Origin of the sequence: Psychroflexus longus, assembly GCF_020164595.1 — a bacterium.
Classification (GTDB): domain Bacteria; phylum Bacteroidota; class Bacteroidia; order Flavobacteriales; family Flavobacteriaceae; genus Psychroflexus; species Psychroflexus longus.
This window is the reverse complement of record NZ_JAIQZE010000011.1, coordinates 61,474-76,842: the sequence shown is the minus strand read 5'-3', so window position 1 is coordinate 76,842 and position 15,369 is coordinate 61,474. Positions and strand designations below refer to the sequence as shown.

The following is a 15,369-nucleotide window of genomic DNA, read 5'->3' as shown; positions in this document are numbered from 1 at the left end:
AGATTGCTTGGATGAATAAATACTTTGCGTGTAGTGAAAATGTCCAAACACAAAACTCACTTAATCAGAAAAGTGAGCAAACAACTCTTTTAAACTAAATTTATTCTGCTCTCCAGTTTTCATGTTTTTAAGATTGTAGACTTCATCTTTAATTTCACTGCCTCCGGCAAGCACAACATAAGGTATATTTCTCCTATCAGCATAAGTCATTTGTTTCTTCATCTTAACAGTGTCGGGATATAATTCAGAAGAAATTGAAGAACCTCTAAGTTTTGAGATTGCCTTTAGCGCATATAGTGCTTCTTTTTCTCCGAAATTTATAAAAAGGACTTTCGTAGTCTCTTCAATTTCTTGCGGAAAAAGATTCAACTCCTCAAGTACAAGGTAAATCCTATCTAGTCCAAAGGAAATACCAACACCACTCATGTTCTTGAGTCCAAATATTCCAGTAAGGTCATCGTATCTTCCACCGCCACCAATGGAACCCATTTTCACCTCTTCCGGAGCTGAAATTTCGAAAATAGCACCTGTGTAGTAGTTGAGACCACGAGCAAGCGTTACGTCAAGGTCCAGTTTTGCTGTTTGCAAAGGCATTTTATCTAAGGCTCTTTGAATAAATTGAAGCTCTTCAATACCTTTTTGGCCAATTTCAGAATCAGCTAATAGTGATATGAGAAGATCAATCTTTTGAGAAAAATCACCTGTAAAATTGAATATAGGCTTGATATTGTCTATGGCAGATTCGGAAATCCCTTTTTCAAGCATTTCTTTTTTGACGCCCTCCTCTCCTATTTTGTCAAGTTTATCAAGTGCTACAGTAAAATCGATCAGTTTATCACTTTCGCCAATCACTTCAGCCAGACCAGAAAGGATTTTTCTATTGTTCATTTTGATGGTAACACCTTCAAGCTTCAGACTAGTAAAGACGGCATCATATAACTGAATAAATTCTACTTCCTGCCATAAGCTATCACTGCCAATCACATCGGCATCGCATTGCGTAAACTCTCTGAAACGTCCTTTCTGTGGTCTATCCGCTCGATATACATTCTGAATTTGATAACGTTTAAAGGGAAAATCAATCTCATTTTGATGTTGAACTACATATCTGGCAAATGGTACAGTAAGGTCATATTTCAAAGCTTTTTCCGAAATTGAAGAAGAAAGCTTTACGCTGTCTTTATTTTCATAAGCTTCAGCATTGGCTTTTTTCAAGTAGTCGCCAGAATTCAAAATCTTAAAGATGAGACGATCCCCTTCATCACCATACTTTCCCATTAGGGTATCCGAATTTTCAAAAGTTGGAGTTTCTATAGGCTTAAAACCAAAAGTTTTAAAATGTTTTTGAATGGTGGATATAATGTACTGTCTTTTACTGACTTCCAAAGATGAAAAATCACGTGTCCCTTTTGGTATTGACGCTTTACTTGCCATGTTATTTTTTAAATATTAAAAACCGCTAAAATAATTTTACTTTTCTACCATTCCATTAAAATACTCGTAAAGTTTGCCTTTCGTAATGTGTGCGCCTTGCTTTATGAGCGCAAAAATATCTTTGTTTCTGTCTTCACTTATTGGCTTTTTAGAAGTATAAATCTGGACATCATCATTCAAAAGATTATCCCTTAACCACTGGAAACCTTGTTTGGTGTTGATATCCACAGCTTCATTTTCAATTTTCAGACCTATTAAATTGATAAATTGATCTGTAAACTCAAATAAAAATAACTGCTGTGGAGAATAATGCTCAAGATAATTAACGTTGTTCAGAACCCCTTCCCATACTAAATCACTAAAGACATCGAGTTCATCTTCAGCGACTTGAGGTTTGTTTGTTTTTATGTCCTCCCACTCTTCATTGGTAATGGATTGACTTGCCAAAAAATTGATGAATTCTTTGTGCATTTCCTTAAGCTGTTCCTGTGTAAGCCTTTCGTATTTCATATGTGCAAAAATAAAAAAAGATCGGTAGAAGCTCTACCGATCTTAGAATTGTAATTTATAAGTTGTTTAGAAAATATATCTCAAGCCCACTTGCATTCTCCAACGTGAAATTAAACTTGAATTCACTGCAAAAGAATCTGTTCTATTTTGATCGAATGTGTAAACAGGTTCGTTGGTGTTTTGGTCCACACTTACGCCGATAGGTTGCTGGTTGAATGGTTCTTGAACTATACCCCAGTCCGAATTTAATAAATTACCGAAATTTAGAATATCCAAACTCAATTGTATAGTATTGATTCTATCTCCTGATACTTTAAAGTTATAATCTTGTAAAACTCTTACGTCTACTGTACTTCTCCAGGGCGCCAAAGCTCCATATCTTTCAAAATAACTTCCTCTATTATCTTTCATATAATCATTGTCTTCTATGAAAGCATTGAATGCATCGGCCTGACCTGGTCCTGAAAATTGCATTCTGGCTAATTCTTCAGTGGTTGGAATATAAATAAGGTCGTTGATGTTGGAACCATCATTATTGATGTCACCGCCGTACGTATAATTGTAACGACCTCCTTTAGCATATTCTATAAAACTGGAAACTGTTGTTTCCCATTGATTTTTTGATCCATACTGGAAGTTTTTAGAAATAACAGCAATAAAACGGTGAGTATCTCCATATTTTGAAAATCCTAAAACATCGTTGTTGGCATTTCCTACTGTTGGATTAAAAGTAAATGCATCTCCTGTAATTTCAGCTTCGATAGAGTTAACGTCTTTGGCATTTAAATAACTATAAGAAGTACTTACATATAAACCATTATTAAAACTCTTCTTTAAAGTACCTACTGCATTAAAGATCCTTCCTTTGTTAGAATTTGTAAAAACGTAAGCATTATTTTCACCTTTATCAGATTCAGCGTAAATCGCTCTGCTGTCCACTCCAGCCAAAGTTTGTGTTGGTTCTTTTAATCCCCAGTTTTGAACATGTGCTGCATTTATATCTTCAGTGTAAGAAATGTCTGTAGATGCAATGATACCGTTATCAAATTTATAGTCTAATCCTACATTGCTTCTCCATACTTGTGGAAATTTAAATTCTGGATCTACAATTTGGAAGAACCCCTGGTCTGCACCACTCACCTGGTTACCAATCCAAACAAACGGTAATCTACCTGTGAAAATTCCAGTCCCACCTCTTATTTGTAAAGTTTTATCGTTTCTAACATCCCAGTTAAATCCAAGCCTTGGAGAAATCAAAAATTCATCTGTTGGTAGTTGAGTTGAATTTAATGTAGTTTCTGAATTGGTTTCTGGATCGTAATAAACTGTCGTAGGGTCCACAGAAGCACCATTATCGATATCGATAAATTCTTGAATCTTTTCATCCGTATCAAAGTACAATGGCTTGTCTAGTCTTAAACCATAAGTAAATTTGAAGTTATTGGTCATGCTCCACTCATCCTGAGCATAAAAAGACAATTGACCTACATTGGTTTCAGACAATCTCCAGCCTCCATCATTTCCTACACCATTGGCGTTTCTAGACTCAAATACATTTTGAGCGAATGCTAGATTCTGAGCAATTGCACTTTGGCTACCTGCATTAGCATCAGCCAAAAATGCATCGACAGATGGATACGCATTGAAGGTACCGAAGTAACCATTTGGATTTCCGAAATTATCATAACCCGCTAAATTGAATGAATTATCAAATTCAAAACGTTCAAATGAAGCTCCAAGAGTCACCGAGTGATCTCCTACAAAAATGTTGAAATTGTTGGTAACTTGAAATACCTTCTGCTGTAATTCATTGTTAATAGAAAACGGCTCGTGTCCAGCGATAATATAATTGGATCCACTACCATCCTGTATAGTGATAGGAGGTGCTGGAGTTGAAAATGGATTTCTAAAGTCATCAAAATAAGTATATCCGGCCTGAAATTTATTAGAATATTTATTTCCGAAAGTAGAATTCAATTCAAACTGAACTGAGTTCAAATTGTTATTGATCTCATATCCTGAATTTTCAAACTGTATAACCGATGGACTCGGTCCTCTGAAGCCAAGAGCTGTTCTGTTGGCTGAATTGTCTTTGGAAGCTCTCAAGAAGTTATAAATCAAAGCTGCTTTATGGTTTTGATTGATGTTCCAATCCAGTTTCAAAATCCCTTTAGTGGACTCTGAATTATAATTGAAATTTTCAAATCTTCCAGTATCATAACCTAGCTGTCCTAATGCGTTTGAAACCGCCATCATGTCTGAAGCTAATACTCTGGATTCGTTGATCGCTCCTGTTCCTCGGTTGGGTGCAAAAGGAGCACCAAGATCAGTTCTATCGTCTTTTTCGAAATTGGCAAAAAAGAATAATTTATTTTCAACGATAGGTCCACCAACGCTAACTCCATATTGAATTTGCTCTAAGTCATTTCTTGGGACATCTTGTCCTTCAATTTTACCGCCAGTGAGATCTTCGTTTCTAAAAAAAGAATACACCGTACCCTTAAAAGTATTATCACCACTTTTGGTAACAGCATTTACAGAAGCTCCGGTAAAACCAGACAAGGTCACATCATAAGGTGCAGTTGTTACTTTTATTTGTTCAATAGCGTCCAGAGAAATTGGTTGTGCGCCGGTTTGCCCCCCTGGTGTTGGAGAATCCAATCCAAAGGGATTATTGAAAACAGCACCATCTAAACTGAAATTATTGAATTGATCATTTCTACCTCCAAATGAATTTCCACTTGCGGAAGGTTCCAACCTTGTAAAATCTTGTGCAGATCTGGAAATAGTTGGCAGTCTTTTTAAATCTTTGCTGGTAATTTGCGTTGCTGCACCAGTCCTTTCACTTGAAAACGTTGGATTGTCTGAAACGGTAATTAAGACTTCATCCAGAGCATTGGATGTTGTTACAAGAGTTACGTCAATATTGTAAGTCTCACCAAGATCTAGATTGATGTTTTCAAGAGTTTTAGTTTCAAACCCGACATAAGAAATCTTTACTTGGTAAGGACCACCGATTCTCATATTGTTAAGTCTAAATCTTCCATCAATATTGGTCATAGCTCCATACACTGAACCTGTAGGAATATGAGTAGCTACAACATTGGCTCCAGGCAATGTAATTCCAGCATTATCTTTTACAAGACCAGACATGGTCGATGTTGTTACTTGAGCCATAGAAGTTGATAACCCAATAAAAAACATTAAAATAAAAATGTAGCTTTTTTTCATATTATGAATTGTTTAAGTGTTTGAAAAAATAAAGCCGACAATATAGGTCGGCTTTGTAATTAAAAATTGTTGCTTTATCAATCATGCTAGTTTTCAGCAATGACTTCAAAGGTGAAGTCTAAGATTACATCTCTGTGGAATCTTAGTTTAGCATCATATTGACCTAAACGTTTGATGTTTCCACCTAGTATAGTAATATATTTCTTATCAATATCGACATCGTGTTTTGCTAATATGTCCTGAAGGTTACCAGAGGTAATACTTCCGAAAAGTTTATCACCTGCTCCTGTTTTGGAAGATATTTTGATATCGAGTTCTTTTGCTTTTTCAGCTAATGATTTAGCTTCATCTACAATTTTCTTTTCTTTGTAAGCACGTTGCTTAAGGTTTTCTGCCAAAACCTTTCTTGCTGAAGGAGTTGCCAATACAGCAAGTCCTTGAGGTATTAAAAAGTTACGACCATATCCATTTTTTACAGAGACAAGGTCATCGGCAAAACCAAGATTATCAACGTCTTTTTTTAGTATAATTTCCATTTTTTGCCTTTTTTATTTTAATAAATCACCAACGTATGGCATCAAAGCTAAGTGGCGAGAACGCTTTATAGCTTGAGATACTTTTCTTTGGTATTTTAAAGAAGTTCCTGTTAAACGTCTTGGTAAAATCTTACCTTGTTCGTTTACAAATTCCATCAAGAAGTCAGCATTTTTGTAATCGATATACTTAATGTCAGCTCTTCTGAAACGATCAAAACGCTTTTTACTTTTAGTTTCTATATCTAACGGGGTCAGATATCTAATCTCACCGTCGTTCTTTCCTTTCGATTGTTCTTCAATTGTTGCCATAATTACGCGCCAGTTTTAATTCGTTTAACTCGTTCTTTAGCCCAATCAATAGCATGTTTATCCAATTTAACGGTTAAATAACGCATCATTCTCTCGTCTCTTCTAAACATGACTTCTAAAGGCTCGATGGTAGTTCCATCTACTTTGTACTCAAGTAAGTGGTAAAAACCACTCTTTTTGTGCTGGATCGGGTAAGCCAATTTTTTTAGGCCCCAATCTTCTTTGTTTACCATCTCTGCACCTTTCGAAACAAGAAAATCTTCGTATTTCTTTACTGTTTCCTTTATCTGGTCTTCAGATAAAACGGGATTCAAGATGAAAACAGTTTCATAATGATTCATAAATATTTGTTTTATTTTAATGCCTGCAAAAGTACAACATATTCTGAATACTGCAAACCCTTGCTATCAATATTCTTCGGGTATTATTTCTTATATCGATTACAAACTTTTATATTTACTCAAAAATCATTCAAACCACTATGAATACTTATATAGACCATACTTTATTAAATGCAGACGCTACTCTAAAACAGATACATAATATTTGTGAGGAAGCTATCGCTTACAAATTTGCAACGGTTTGCATTAATTCAAGCTATGTAAAAGAGGCTGCTGAAATACTTAAAGATTCTGGATCTAAAATTTGTACTGTTGTCGGTTTTCCTCTTGGTGCATGTACCACAAAAGCCAAAGTCGAAGAAGCAAAACAAGCCATTGCTGACGGTGCTACTGAAATAGATATGGTCATTCATCAGGGAAAATTAAAGTCTAAAGACTACGATTATGTGGAAGCTGATATAAAAGCTGTGAAGACTGCTATAGGAAATCACACTCTGAAAGTGATATTAGAAATATGTAATCTTAAGGACGATGAAATAGCTGTTGCCTGTCAGCTTTCAGAAAAAGCAGGTGCTAATTATGTAAAAACCTCTACTGGTTTTGGAAGTCACGGTGCAACTTTGGAAGCAGTTAAAATTATGAAAGATAATATATCAGATAAAGTAAAAATTAAAGCTTCCGGAGGTATAAGAGATACAGAGACTGCCAAAAAATACATCGACCTTGGAGTTTCCAGAATTGGTGCTTCAGCAGGAATTGCAATTGTAGAAGGAACTTCATCTAATTCAACTTACTAAAAATTAAAAAATGAGTGTACACATCGACGCTAATAAAGGCGATATCGCCGAAACTATACTTTTACCCGGAGATCCACTAAGAGCCAAATGGATCGCTGAAACTTTTCTTGAAAATGCCACATGTTATAATGAAGTCCGTGGTATGCTAGGCTATACTGGCACCTATAAAGGACAACAAGTATCGGTGCAGGGAACTGGAATGGGAATTCCATCCATCAGTATTTATGCACACGAGCTTATCACTGAATTTGGAGTAAAAAATCTGATTAGAGTCGGTAGTGCTGGTGCTATAAAAAAAGAAGTTGAAATGCGAGATGTTGTCATTGCCATGGCAGCATCGTCCAACTCTTCTTTAAACAGAAACAGATTTAAAGGTGGAGACTTTGCCCCTACAGCAAGTTTCAAGTTGTTTGACAAGGCTATCCAAACTGCTAGAAAGCTTGATATTTCATTTAAAGCTGGCAATGTACTTTCATCTGACTTTTTTTACACAGATGATCCAAAAGATCATGAAATGTGGTCAGCTTATGATGTTTTGTGTGTAGAAATGGAAGCCTCTGGGTTGTATTCTATAGCTGCTAAGCATCATGTCAATGCATTGGCTATCCTGACTATTTCAGATTCATTAATTACAGGAGAAAAGACATCTGCAGAAGAACGTGAAACTACATTTAATCAAATGATCAAAATCGCCTTAGAGCTTGCAGACTAAAGATACCGATTTTCAGATTTTAAAACAATTTAAGGGTTTTATGAATACGAAGTTGATGATTGACCATCTTCCTGGAACAAATATTTCAACTTTTGAATTCGACTTGCTTTCAGAAATCAAGCAAATCGAAAGTTTTCCGTTTGAAGAAGCCAGAGCTTTCAATTTCGTTGGGAAAAGAGCTGAGATATTTTTAAAATACTATTTGGAAAAATCTCAGCATTTTGAAGAATTAGCTTACAGCTTACAGGTTATTGATAATAAGACCACAATTGGTGAATTTGATTTCATTATTCGGGATACCACTGAAGATAAGATCATCCACACTGAATTAATTAATAAAATTTATCTTTATGATGATCGTCTTCATGAAGATCCTGACTATTGCTGGATCGGTCCAAATAGACGTGACAGGTTTATTGATAAGATTGAAAAATTAAGAGCTCAGCAATTTCCCCTACTTTTTCATCCTAAGGCAGAAAGTTTTTTAAGTAAGTATAATATAGATCCCTGGAAAGTTAAACAGAAAGTTTGTTTTAAGGCAATTCTTTTCCTTCCTGTGAATTGCCGAAGTCGTTTTTTTAGAACAAACCTAAAAGCAGTAACTGGTTATTTTTATACACTCGAGGAATTTTTAAATAAAAAATGGAAATACCATGAGTTTTATATTCCGAAGAAAATAAACTGGTATACAGATGAAACTCAGCATACTGAGTGGCATTCCTATTCAAAAGTTTTATATCAACTTCAAGAATTTATGGATAAAAAGCAATCGGTCATGTTGTTCAGAAAAAATAAAAATGGTGAAACCAGCAAATGCTTTGTGGTTTGGTGGTAGCTTTAGATTAAATCTCTTATTTCTTCAGGCTTCATATTTTCAATCGTCTCCTCTCCTATTCTGTAGCGAATTAACCTCAAAGTTGGCAAACCCACTTTAGCTGTCATTTTGCGTACCTGTCTATATTTTCCTTCGGTGAGCGTAATCGATAGCCATGACGTTCTTCCATGTTCATCTTCGTTTCTGATGTCTTTCGCACGTCTAGGCAAATCGTCTGGCGGAGTCATCAAGCGAACTTCACAGGATTTAGTGTAATAAGGTTTCCCGTAAATGCTTATTTCAACACCTTTTGAAAGTTCAGCAACATGCTCTTCTGTGGCTTCTCCGTCTACCTGAGCCCAGTATTCTTTTTCAATACCTGTTGATGTAATTTTATGGCTAAACTTCCCATCCGTAGTAAGAAACAATAAACCTTCAGAGTCCTGATCCAGACGGCCAACAGACATAATTCCTTCAGGAAAATCGCCGAGTTCACCTAGAAGTCTTTTGTTTCTCCTTCGCTTTTCGTTATTAACGAACTGACTTAACATGCCATAAGGCTTAAATATTTTAAAATTTGCCATCTAAATAAGACTTGCGTTTTATATTTAAACAAAAATACAATTAAGCAAATGCTGGAAGAAATAAAAAAAAATTATGGACATCTTTTTGAAGATGAATTGCTTCAAGAAATCAATGACATTGGAGTTATTAAACACGTAAATTCTGGGGACGAATTAATTAGAACTGGTCAATATTTGTCTGCGATGCCATTACTTATAGACGGAGTGGTCAAAGTGATGCGAGAAGATGAGGATGGTTTTGAACTTATGCTTTATTTTTTGGAGAAAGGAGAAACCTGTGCGATGACACTTTCATGCTGCACAGGTTCGTCTGTCAGTGAAATACGGGCGGTAGCAGAAACGGATTCTTCACTGTTGATGATTCCTGTAGAAAAAATGGAAGAATGGCTCGGGAAATACAAATCCTGGAGAAATTTCATTTTTGATAGCTATCATCAACGTCTCATGGAGGTTCTGGCAACTATCGATAGCATCGCTTTCAAGAAAATGGACGAGCGTTTACTGGAATATCTAAAAAATAAGTCTAAATACTATAATGATTCAGAAATTAAAGTTACGCATCAAGACATTGCATTCGACCTCCATACCAGTCGGGTTGTAATCTCCAGACTTCTCAAAAGGCTAGAAAAAACCAATCGAATTAAATTGAATAGGAATTCCATTAAATTAATTGATATTGATTAGCATCCGTAACTTTTGTTACTGTTACAGTTCATATATTTCCTTTATTTTGTTGAAAATTTGACACTTGCTTTAGATTTAAATTCAGCTTTACTCTGAATTCAATAACAACTTAATTCAAGTGTTGATATTTAAAATTAAATAAAATGCAAACAAAGATAATAGTACAAAATTTAAAATGTGGCGGTTGTGCCAGTACCATTTCTAAAAACTTAATATCAATTGATGGTATTTCAGAGGTGAATATCAATGCAGAAGAATCTTCAGTAGAGTTTGCCTATGCTGAAGAATCTTCATTAAAAACAGTTGAAGAAAAATTAAGAAATTTAGGTTATCCGGTACTTGGAAATGCCAATACTTACCTGAATAAGGCGAAATCGTTTATAAGTTGTGCCACTGGAAAAATGAATCAATAATCAAAAGAAATTACTATGACAATTAAACAATATAACGACAAACCTTTATCACATCTTTCATACGCCATTGTAAGCAATGGAAAAATGGCTGTTGTTGATCCTGCAAGGGATCCACAGCCTTATTATGAATTTGCTGAAGAAAATGATGCTAAAATAGTTGCTGTTTTTGAAACTCATCCTCATGCGGATTTTGTGAGTAGTCACTTACAAATTCATAAAGAGACTGGAGCTACTATTTATGTAAGTAAATTAGTTGGTGCTGACTATCCTCATCACGCATTTGATGAAGGAGATGAATTGAAAATGGAGGATATCACCTTCAAATGTATTCATACACCAGGTCATTCACCAGATGGAATCACTGTTCACGCTGTAGATGATGCAACAACCAAAGAAGCTATTTTCACAGGTGATACTTTGTTTATAGGTGATGTAGGAAGACCCGATTTGAGAGAAAAAGCAGGTAATATGACAGCCAAACGTAAAGAACTTGCTCAAGCCATGTACAAAACTATGACCACAAAGTACAATCACTTGTCTGATAATGTTTGGGTCTATCCAGCTCATGGAGCAGGGAGTTTATGCGGTAAAAATATGAGTGATGATACAACAAGTACATTGGGAAATGAGAGAATTGGTAACTGGGCTTTCCAGGAACAAACTGAAGAAGAGTTTGTAAATGAAATTCTTGACGGTCAACCTTTTATTCCATCATATTTTGGACATGATGTAGATATAAATAAAACCGGAGCAGAAAACTTCAGAGCTTCCATTTCTAATATCCTCGTTCACCTAAATGTTGAGAAATTTGACGCAGATGCTACAATTGTGGATACAAGACCTCAAGCTGATTTTAAAGCTAGCCATATCTCAGGAAGTATCAACATTATGGCAAGGACTGAAAATGACAAGATTGAGACTTGGATTGGAGCGATTATAAAGCCAAACGAAAAATTTTATTTGGTGTTGAATTCTATTTCTGAATATGATGAAGTTGTTTCTAGAATTGCTAAAATTGGCTATGAATCACAAATAAAAGCTGTTTTAACCTTAGGACAAACTCAGTTTGAATCTTCAGAGGATTTTGATTACACAGACTTTAAGCAAAATCCAGATCATTATACAATTATCGATATTAGAAATCCAAGTGAATTCAATGAAGGTAAAAAGTTTGAATCTGCTAAGAATCATCCACTTAATGAATTGAGAGATTCTGCAAAATATATTCCTACAGATAAGCCCGTTGTGGTTCACTGTGCAGGTGGTTACAGAAGTGCAGCCGGAAGTAGTATTATAGAAAAGGTTTTACCAGCTAATGCTAAAATTTATGACTTAAGCGATAGAATAAATGATTTCAGTTAATTAACAAAATCATTTAGCTTTTAAAAGACCGATGAAAATTCATCGGTCTTTTATTTTATATTAGTTTTGACCTCATGAACAAAATTTTCTTTTTTATTTTAAGTCTTACGTTGCTATCATGTATGCAACCTTTAGAAAAAACTACTTCTACTCAAAATTATGTGGTAAGAGGAACCATAAATGGTGAATTTGATGACTACATAAAAATCAAATACAAAGATCAACTAGATAGTGCGCAAGTTGTAAATAATGCTTTTCTATTTGAAGGTACTGTAACAACTCCCACAGCTTTTCGATTTCGATTTGATTCAGTCACCTCTTCTGAAGTGTTTTATCTAGAAAATGATACTTTATTTTTTGATATTATAGTAGATGATTTAAAACTTGAAGATGAAATGTTTAAAGACTTTGTTGTCAAACAATTGAGTGGAGGAAAAACTGTAGAACTAAAAGCATATTTGACAGAGTTTCTCAAATCAACTTCAAAATCAAAAAGAAATCGGGATCTGATTTTAGATAAAATGGATAGCTTAATAAAGGCTCATCCCAATCATGATTATCTTGGAAAAATACTTTCTGAAATAAGCATGAATCAAACTTTACTCTATAATGATATTAAAAGTTTGGTATCAAAACTTGATGTTGATAAGCTAAACCCCCAAGACGTTGAGATCCTAGAAAAATATCAGCACAAGCGGAGGAAATATCAGATTGGAAGTCAAATCCCATCTTTTGATTTAATATCTATTACAGCTGACACTGTCGATTTAAAATCTGATTTTGCCAAATACAATCTCATTCAGTTTTGGTACAGCTGGTGTGAAACTTGTAAAAATCAACAGGAAGAATTGCTTAAGGTATATCAAGACTATAATTTCAAAGGATTTGAAATTGTGAGTGTTTCACTTGATACTACACGTGAAGACTGGATAAATTCTGTCTCTGAGCAGTCCCTTCCCTGGAAATCTTTGAGGGTGAAGAACGGTTTTACTGGAGAACTTCCAACGGAACTAGGTATCACAGATTTACCACAGTATTACCTTGTCGATAAGAGTGGAAGAATTATAGAGATCAACCTAAGTATTGACGAACTGGACACCATATTGTCAGCCTTACTAAACTAAATTCAAAATATCAACGTTATTTAAAAAAACAATTGCCATGAAACACGCGATAAAATTAATTTTAATAATTAGTCTTGGTCTCTGCAGTTTTAATTCTCAATCACAAAATTTTGACTTAGGTATAAAAGGTGGTATCAATTACGCCTCTATTTCTGAAATTAACAAAGATGGTCGGTTGGGTTTTACAGGAGGCATCTTTACCAGTGTCCGATTTAATGCACTAGCAATACAAACAGAAGTTTTGTTTTCTCAGCAAGGAGGCGAGTTCAATGGAGATGATATTGAAACAGATTATGCTTTGGTGCCTGTGCTTTTGAAATTACATTTTCTAAGAGTGTTCAATCTTCAGTTTGGTCCACAATTCAGCTACGTAATTAATGAATCAGACTTTAGAGAATCCGAAAAACTTGATATTTCAGGTGCTGCGGGACTAGGGTTGAGTTTAGGATCTGGTTTAAGAATCGATGCCAGGTATAATTTCGGTTTTACAGATGCTTTTAAAGGAGCCTCAGGGAATAATAGATTTATTTCTCTTGCTCTTGGGTATTCTTTTCTTTAAGAATAACAGATACCTCTGAATCATCTAATTGTATTCTAAACATCTCATATTCCGGGTGAGTGAAAATGAGTTCATCTCCCCTGTCTTTTGTATTGATTCTAAAAACACCTTTAGTATTTGTTCTTGAGTTTAAATCTGTACCCATGACTTGAACAAGCACATCTTCAATGCCTTCCCCATTTGAATTTTTGACTTCACCATCAATAAGATTACTATCTTTCCCGCAAGAAAGAAATGCAATTGAGAGCAATAAAAAAATAACTTTTTTCATAGTTTTATAGTAATAAATTATACTGATCATTCATGAAACGAATATACATTTTCCTTTTCATCTTTAGCTTTACAATCAACGCGCAGGCTCAATTATTATCGGGAGATCAAGAGAAATTTACCAGAGCAGATACACTCCGTGGAAGTTTGCGACCAGAACGGACAAGCTTTGATGTTCTCGCCTATGATTTAGATATTAAACTGGATCCTGAAGCAAAGTTTATAAGCGGTTTCAATAAGATTGATTTTAAAGTTATTGAAAATACATCCAAAATTCAGCTTGATTTATTTACGAATATGAACATAGATTCTATCGTTTTTAATGGTAGAAACTTAGATTATGAAAGAGATGAAAATGCTGTTTTCATCAACTTCGATAAGCAACTGAAAGCTGGAAACCTTGAAAGTCTCCAATTTTACTATTCAGGATATCCAATTATCGCCAAGAATGCTCCATGGGATGGAGGATTCGTATTTTCTGAAGATAAAAATGGAAAGCCCTTTATAGCAGTTGCTGTGCAAGGGACAGGAGCTAGTTTATGGTATCCTAATAAAGACCATCAAAGTGACGAGCCAGATTCTGCTAATATCAAAGTAAGCGTACCCAAAGGATTGATGAATGTTTCCAACGGAAGATTAGTTGAAAAAATTCCATTGGAAAATGGCTATACAAAATGGCACTGGAGAGTTGAACATCCTATCAATAATTACAATATTACTTTGAATGTTGCAGATTACACTCATTTTGAAGACAATTACAAGGATTTGACTTTAAATTATTACGTCTTAAAAGAAAATCTAGACAAGGCCAAACAACAATTTCGGCAGGTAAAACCAATGATGGATTGCTTCTATGAAAAATTTGGTGAATATCCTTTTAAAAAAGACGGCTACAAACTAGTCGAAACGCCTTATTTAGGTATGGAACACCAAAGTGCTGTTGCTTACGGAAATGGATATCAAAATGGGTATTTAGGTAATGATTTATCGAATACTGGTATTGGATTAAAATGGGATTTTATCATTATCCATGAATCTGCTCATGAGTGGTTTGGAAATTCAATATCGGCATCAGATATAGCTGATATGTGGATACATGAAAGTTTTACCGCCTATGCAGAGTCTGTATTTGTAGAATGTGAATTTGGAAAAAAAGAAGCTATTACATACCTCTACGGTTTAAGAAAAATAATAGCTAATGATAGTCCAATCATTGGTGAGTATGGCTTAAATCATGAAGGTTCAGGAGATATGTACTATAAAGGAGCCAATATGCTCAATACTTTGAGAAGTGTGGTTAACAATGATGAAAAATGGTGGTCACTCTTAAAAGAATTTCATGAAACCTTTAAATATAAAACAATCAACACTAATGATGTGATTGCATTTTATGATCAAAGAACAAAAGAAAGACTTGAACCAATATTTAATCAATACCTAAATTTCACCTCCATACCGACTTTGCAAATAAAGTTTGATCAACAGAATAGATTATACATGAGATGGAATACGGATGTCAAGGACTTCAAAATGCCAATCGAATTTCAAAATTCATCTGAAAAATTTGTTCATAGAGAGAACGTAACTAATCAATGGAAATTGATACAAGTAGATTTAAATGATTTGGATGAATTAGCCATCAATAAGTACGGATACTATATAAATATTGAGAAAGTGAGAGGTTAAATC

17 protein-coding genes are annotated in these 15,369 nt (G+C 34.7%); 9 read left to right on the top strand and 8 right to left on the bottom strand.

From position 1 onward, the window contains the following. Positions 1-60 precede the first annotated feature (60 nt). The 6 genes from hisS to rpsF form a co-directional block, all read right to left on the bottom strand. Positions 61-1,434, bottom strand: a complete 1,374-nt coding sequence (gene hisS, locus LB452_RS10440; protein ID WP_224461686.1) for a histidine--tRNA ligase — start codon at positions 1,432-1,434, stop codon at positions 61-63. A gap of 36 nt (positions 1,435-1,470) precedes the next feature. Next, positions 1,471-1,944: a DUF6495 family protein gene (locus tag LB452_RS10435; protein ID WP_224461685.1), complete on the bottom strand. Its 474-nt coding sequence runs from the start codon at positions 1,942-1,944 to the stop codon at positions 1,471-1,473. Between the two features lie 66 nt (positions 1,945-2,010). Further along, complete coding sequence (locus tag LB452_RS10430; protein ID WP_224461684.1) at positions 2,011-5,175, bottom strand: TonB-dependent receptor; 3,165 nt, start codon at positions 5,173-5,175, stop codon at positions 2,011-2,013. An 86-nt stretch (positions 5,176-5,261) separates the two neighbouring features. Beyond that, positions 5,262-5,711: a 50S ribosomal protein L9 gene (gene rplI, locus LB452_RS10425; RefSeq protein ID WP_224461683.1), complete on the bottom strand. Its 450-nt coding sequence runs from the start codon at positions 5,709-5,711 to the stop codon at positions 5,262-5,264. A 12-nt stretch (positions 5,712-5,723) separates the two neighbouring features. Beyond that, positions 5,724-6,020 (bottom strand): 30S ribosomal protein S18, encoded by a 297-nt coding sequence (gene rpsR, locus LB452_RS10420; RefSeq protein ID WP_224461682.1) that lies wholly within the window; start codon positions 6,018-6,020, stop codon positions 5,724-5,726. Between the two features lie 2 nt (positions 6,021-6,022). Next, positions 6,023-6,361, bottom strand: coding sequence for a 30S ribosomal protein S6 (gene rpsF, locus LB452_RS10415; RefSeq protein WP_224461681.1), 339 nt, complete (start codon positions 6,359-6,361; stop codon positions 6,023-6,025). 140 nt (positions 6,362-6,501) lie between these two features. On the opposite strand from rpsF, the gene deoC reads away from it, so the two are divergent. Genes deoC through LB452_RS10400 form a run of 3 tightly spaced genes read left to right on the top strand, consistent with a single transcriptional unit; the run spans position 6,502 to position 8,705 of the window. Further along, on the top strand, positions 6,502-7,158 hold the full coding sequence (deoC, locus tag LB452_RS10410) for a deoxyribose-phosphate aldolase (protein ID WP_224461680.1): 657 nt from the start codon (positions 6,502-6,504) through the stop codon (positions 7,156-7,158). A gap of 10 nt (positions 7,159-7,168) precedes the next feature. After that, a complete protein-coding gene (deoD, locus tag LB452_RS10405) occupies positions 7,169-7,870 on the top strand; it encodes a purine-nucleoside phosphorylase (protein WP_224461679.1) in 702 nt (233 codons plus the stop codon). Beyond that, a complete protein-coding gene (locus LB452_RS10400; RefSeq protein WP_224461678.1) occupies positions 7,860-8,705 on the top strand; it encodes a DUF1853 family protein in 846 nt (281 codons plus the stop codon). The genes deoD and LB452_RS10400 overlap by 11 nt, the downstream gene beginning before the upstream one ends. 2 nt (positions 8,706-8,707) lie before the next feature. On the opposite strand, the gene LB452_RS10395 is transcribed toward LB452_RS10400, so the two are convergent. Then, complete coding sequence (locus tag LB452_RS10395; protein ID WP_224461677.1) at positions 8,708-9,268, bottom strand: pseudouridine synthase; 561 nt, start codon at positions 9,266-9,268, stop codon at positions 8,708-8,710. A 48-nt stretch (positions 9,269-9,316) separates the two neighbouring features. Between LB452_RS10395 and LB452_RS10390 the strand changes: the two genes are divergently transcribed. From LB452_RS10390 to LB452_RS10370, 5 genes are all read left to right on the top strand, one after another. Further along, entirely contained in the window at positions 9,317-9,952 is a 636-nt protein-coding gene (locus LB452_RS10390) for a Crp/Fnr family transcriptional regulator (RefSeq protein WP_224461676.1), read from the top strand. A 143-nt stretch (positions 9,953-10,095) separates the two neighbouring features. Next, positions 10,096-10,365: a heavy-metal-associated domain-containing protein gene (locus LB452_RS10385; protein ID WP_224461675.1), complete on the top strand. Its 270-nt coding sequence runs from the start codon at positions 10,096-10,098 to the stop codon at positions 10,363-10,365. 15 nt (positions 10,366-10,380) lie between these two features. Beyond that, on the top strand, positions 10,381-11,727 hold the full coding sequence (locus LB452_RS10380) for an MBL fold metallo-hydrolase (RefSeq protein WP_224461674.1): 1,347 nt from the start codon (positions 10,381-10,383) through the stop codon (positions 11,725-11,727). Positions 11,728-11,801: 74 nt separating this feature from the next. Continuing rightward, positions 11,802-12,851: a TlpA disulfide reductase family protein gene (locus LB452_RS10375; protein ID WP_224461673.1), complete on the top strand. Its 1,050-nt coding sequence runs from the start codon at positions 11,802-11,804 to the stop codon at positions 12,849-12,851. A 37-nt stretch (positions 12,852-12,888) separates the two neighbouring features. Beyond that, complete coding sequence (locus tag LB452_RS10370) at positions 12,889-13,410, top strand: outer membrane beta-barrel protein (protein ID WP_224461672.1); 522 nt, start codon at positions 12,889-12,891, stop codon at positions 13,408-13,410. Here the strand turns inward: LB452_RS10370 and LB452_RS10365 are convergent. Next, positions 13,376-13,681 (bottom strand): peptidase associated/transthyretin-like domain-containing protein, encoded by a 306-nt coding sequence (locus LB452_RS10365; RefSeq protein WP_224461671.1) that lies wholly within the window; start codon positions 13,679-13,681, stop codon positions 13,376-13,378. The genes LB452_RS10370 and LB452_RS10365 overlap by 35 nt on opposite strands. A gap of 32 nt (positions 13,682-13,713) precedes the next feature. On the opposite strand from LB452_RS10365, the gene LB452_RS10360 reads away from it, so the two are divergent. Next, on the top strand, positions 13,714-15,366 hold the full coding sequence (locus LB452_RS10360) for a M1 family metallopeptidase (RefSeq protein ID WP_224461670.1): 1,653 nt from the start codon (positions 13,714-13,716) through the stop codon (positions 15,364-15,366). Positions 15,367-15,369: the final 3 nt, after the last annotated feature.

Bases quoted from the DNA above. Each gene is read 5' to 3' on its own strand.
- hisS (WP_224461686.1), bottom strand. From the start codon at position 1,434: ATGGCAAGTAAAGCGTCAATACCAAAAGGGACACGTGATTTTTCATCT.
- LB452_RS10435 (WP_224461685.1), bottom strand. From the start codon at position 1,944: ATGAAATACGAAAGGCTTACACAGGAACAGCTTAAGGAAATGCACAAA.
- LB452_RS10430 (WP_224461684.1), bottom strand. From the start codon at position 5,175: ATGAAAAAAAGCTACATTTTTATTTTAATGTTTTTTATTGGGTTATCA.
- rplI (WP_224461683.1), bottom strand. From the start codon at position 5,711: ATGGAAATTATACTAAAAAAAGACGTTGATAATCTTGGTTTTGCCGAT.
- rpsR (WP_224461682.1), bottom strand. From the start codon at position 6,020: ATGGCAACAATTGAAGAACAATCGAAAGGAAAGAACGACGGTGAGATT.
- rpsF (WP_224461681.1), bottom strand. From the start codon at position 6,361: ATGAATCATTATGAAACTGTTTTCATCTTGAATCCCGTTTTATCTGAA.
- deoC (WP_224461680.1), top strand. From the start codon at position 6,502: ATGAATACTTATATAGACCATACTTTATTAAATGCAGACGCTACTCTA.
- deoD (WP_224461679.1), top strand. From the start codon at position 7,169: ATGAGTGTACACATCGACGCTAATAAAGGCGATATCGCCGAAACTATA.
- LB452_RS10395 (WP_224461677.1), bottom strand. From the start codon at position 9,268: ATGGCAAATTTTAAAATATTTAAGCCTTATGGCATGTTAAGTCAGTTC.
- LB452_RS10390 (WP_224461676.1), top strand. From the start codon at position 9,317: ATGCTGGAAGAAATAAAAAAAAATTATGGACATCTTTTTGAAGATGAA.
- LB452_RS10385 (WP_224461675.1), top strand. From the start codon at position 10,096: ATGCAAACAAAGATAATAGTACAAAATTTAAAATGTGGCGGTTGTGCC.
- LB452_RS10380 (WP_224461674.1), top strand. From the start codon at position 10,381: ATGACAATTAAACAATATAACGACAAACCTTTATCACATCTTTCATAC.
- LB452_RS10375 (WP_224461673.1), top strand. From the start codon at position 11,802: ATGAACAAAATTTTCTTTTTTATTTTAAGTCTTACGTTGCTATCATGT.
- LB452_RS10370 (WP_224461672.1), top strand. From the start codon at position 12,889: ATGAAACACGCGATAAAATTAATTTTAATAATTAGTCTTGGTCTCTGC.
- LB452_RS10365 (WP_224461671.1), bottom strand. From the start codon at position 13,681: ATGAAAAAAGTTATTTTTTTATTGCTCTCAATTGCATTTCTTTCTTGC.
- LB452_RS10360 (WP_224461670.1), top strand. From the start codon at position 13,714: ATGAAACGAATATACATTTTCCTTTTCATCTTTAGCTTTACAATCAAC.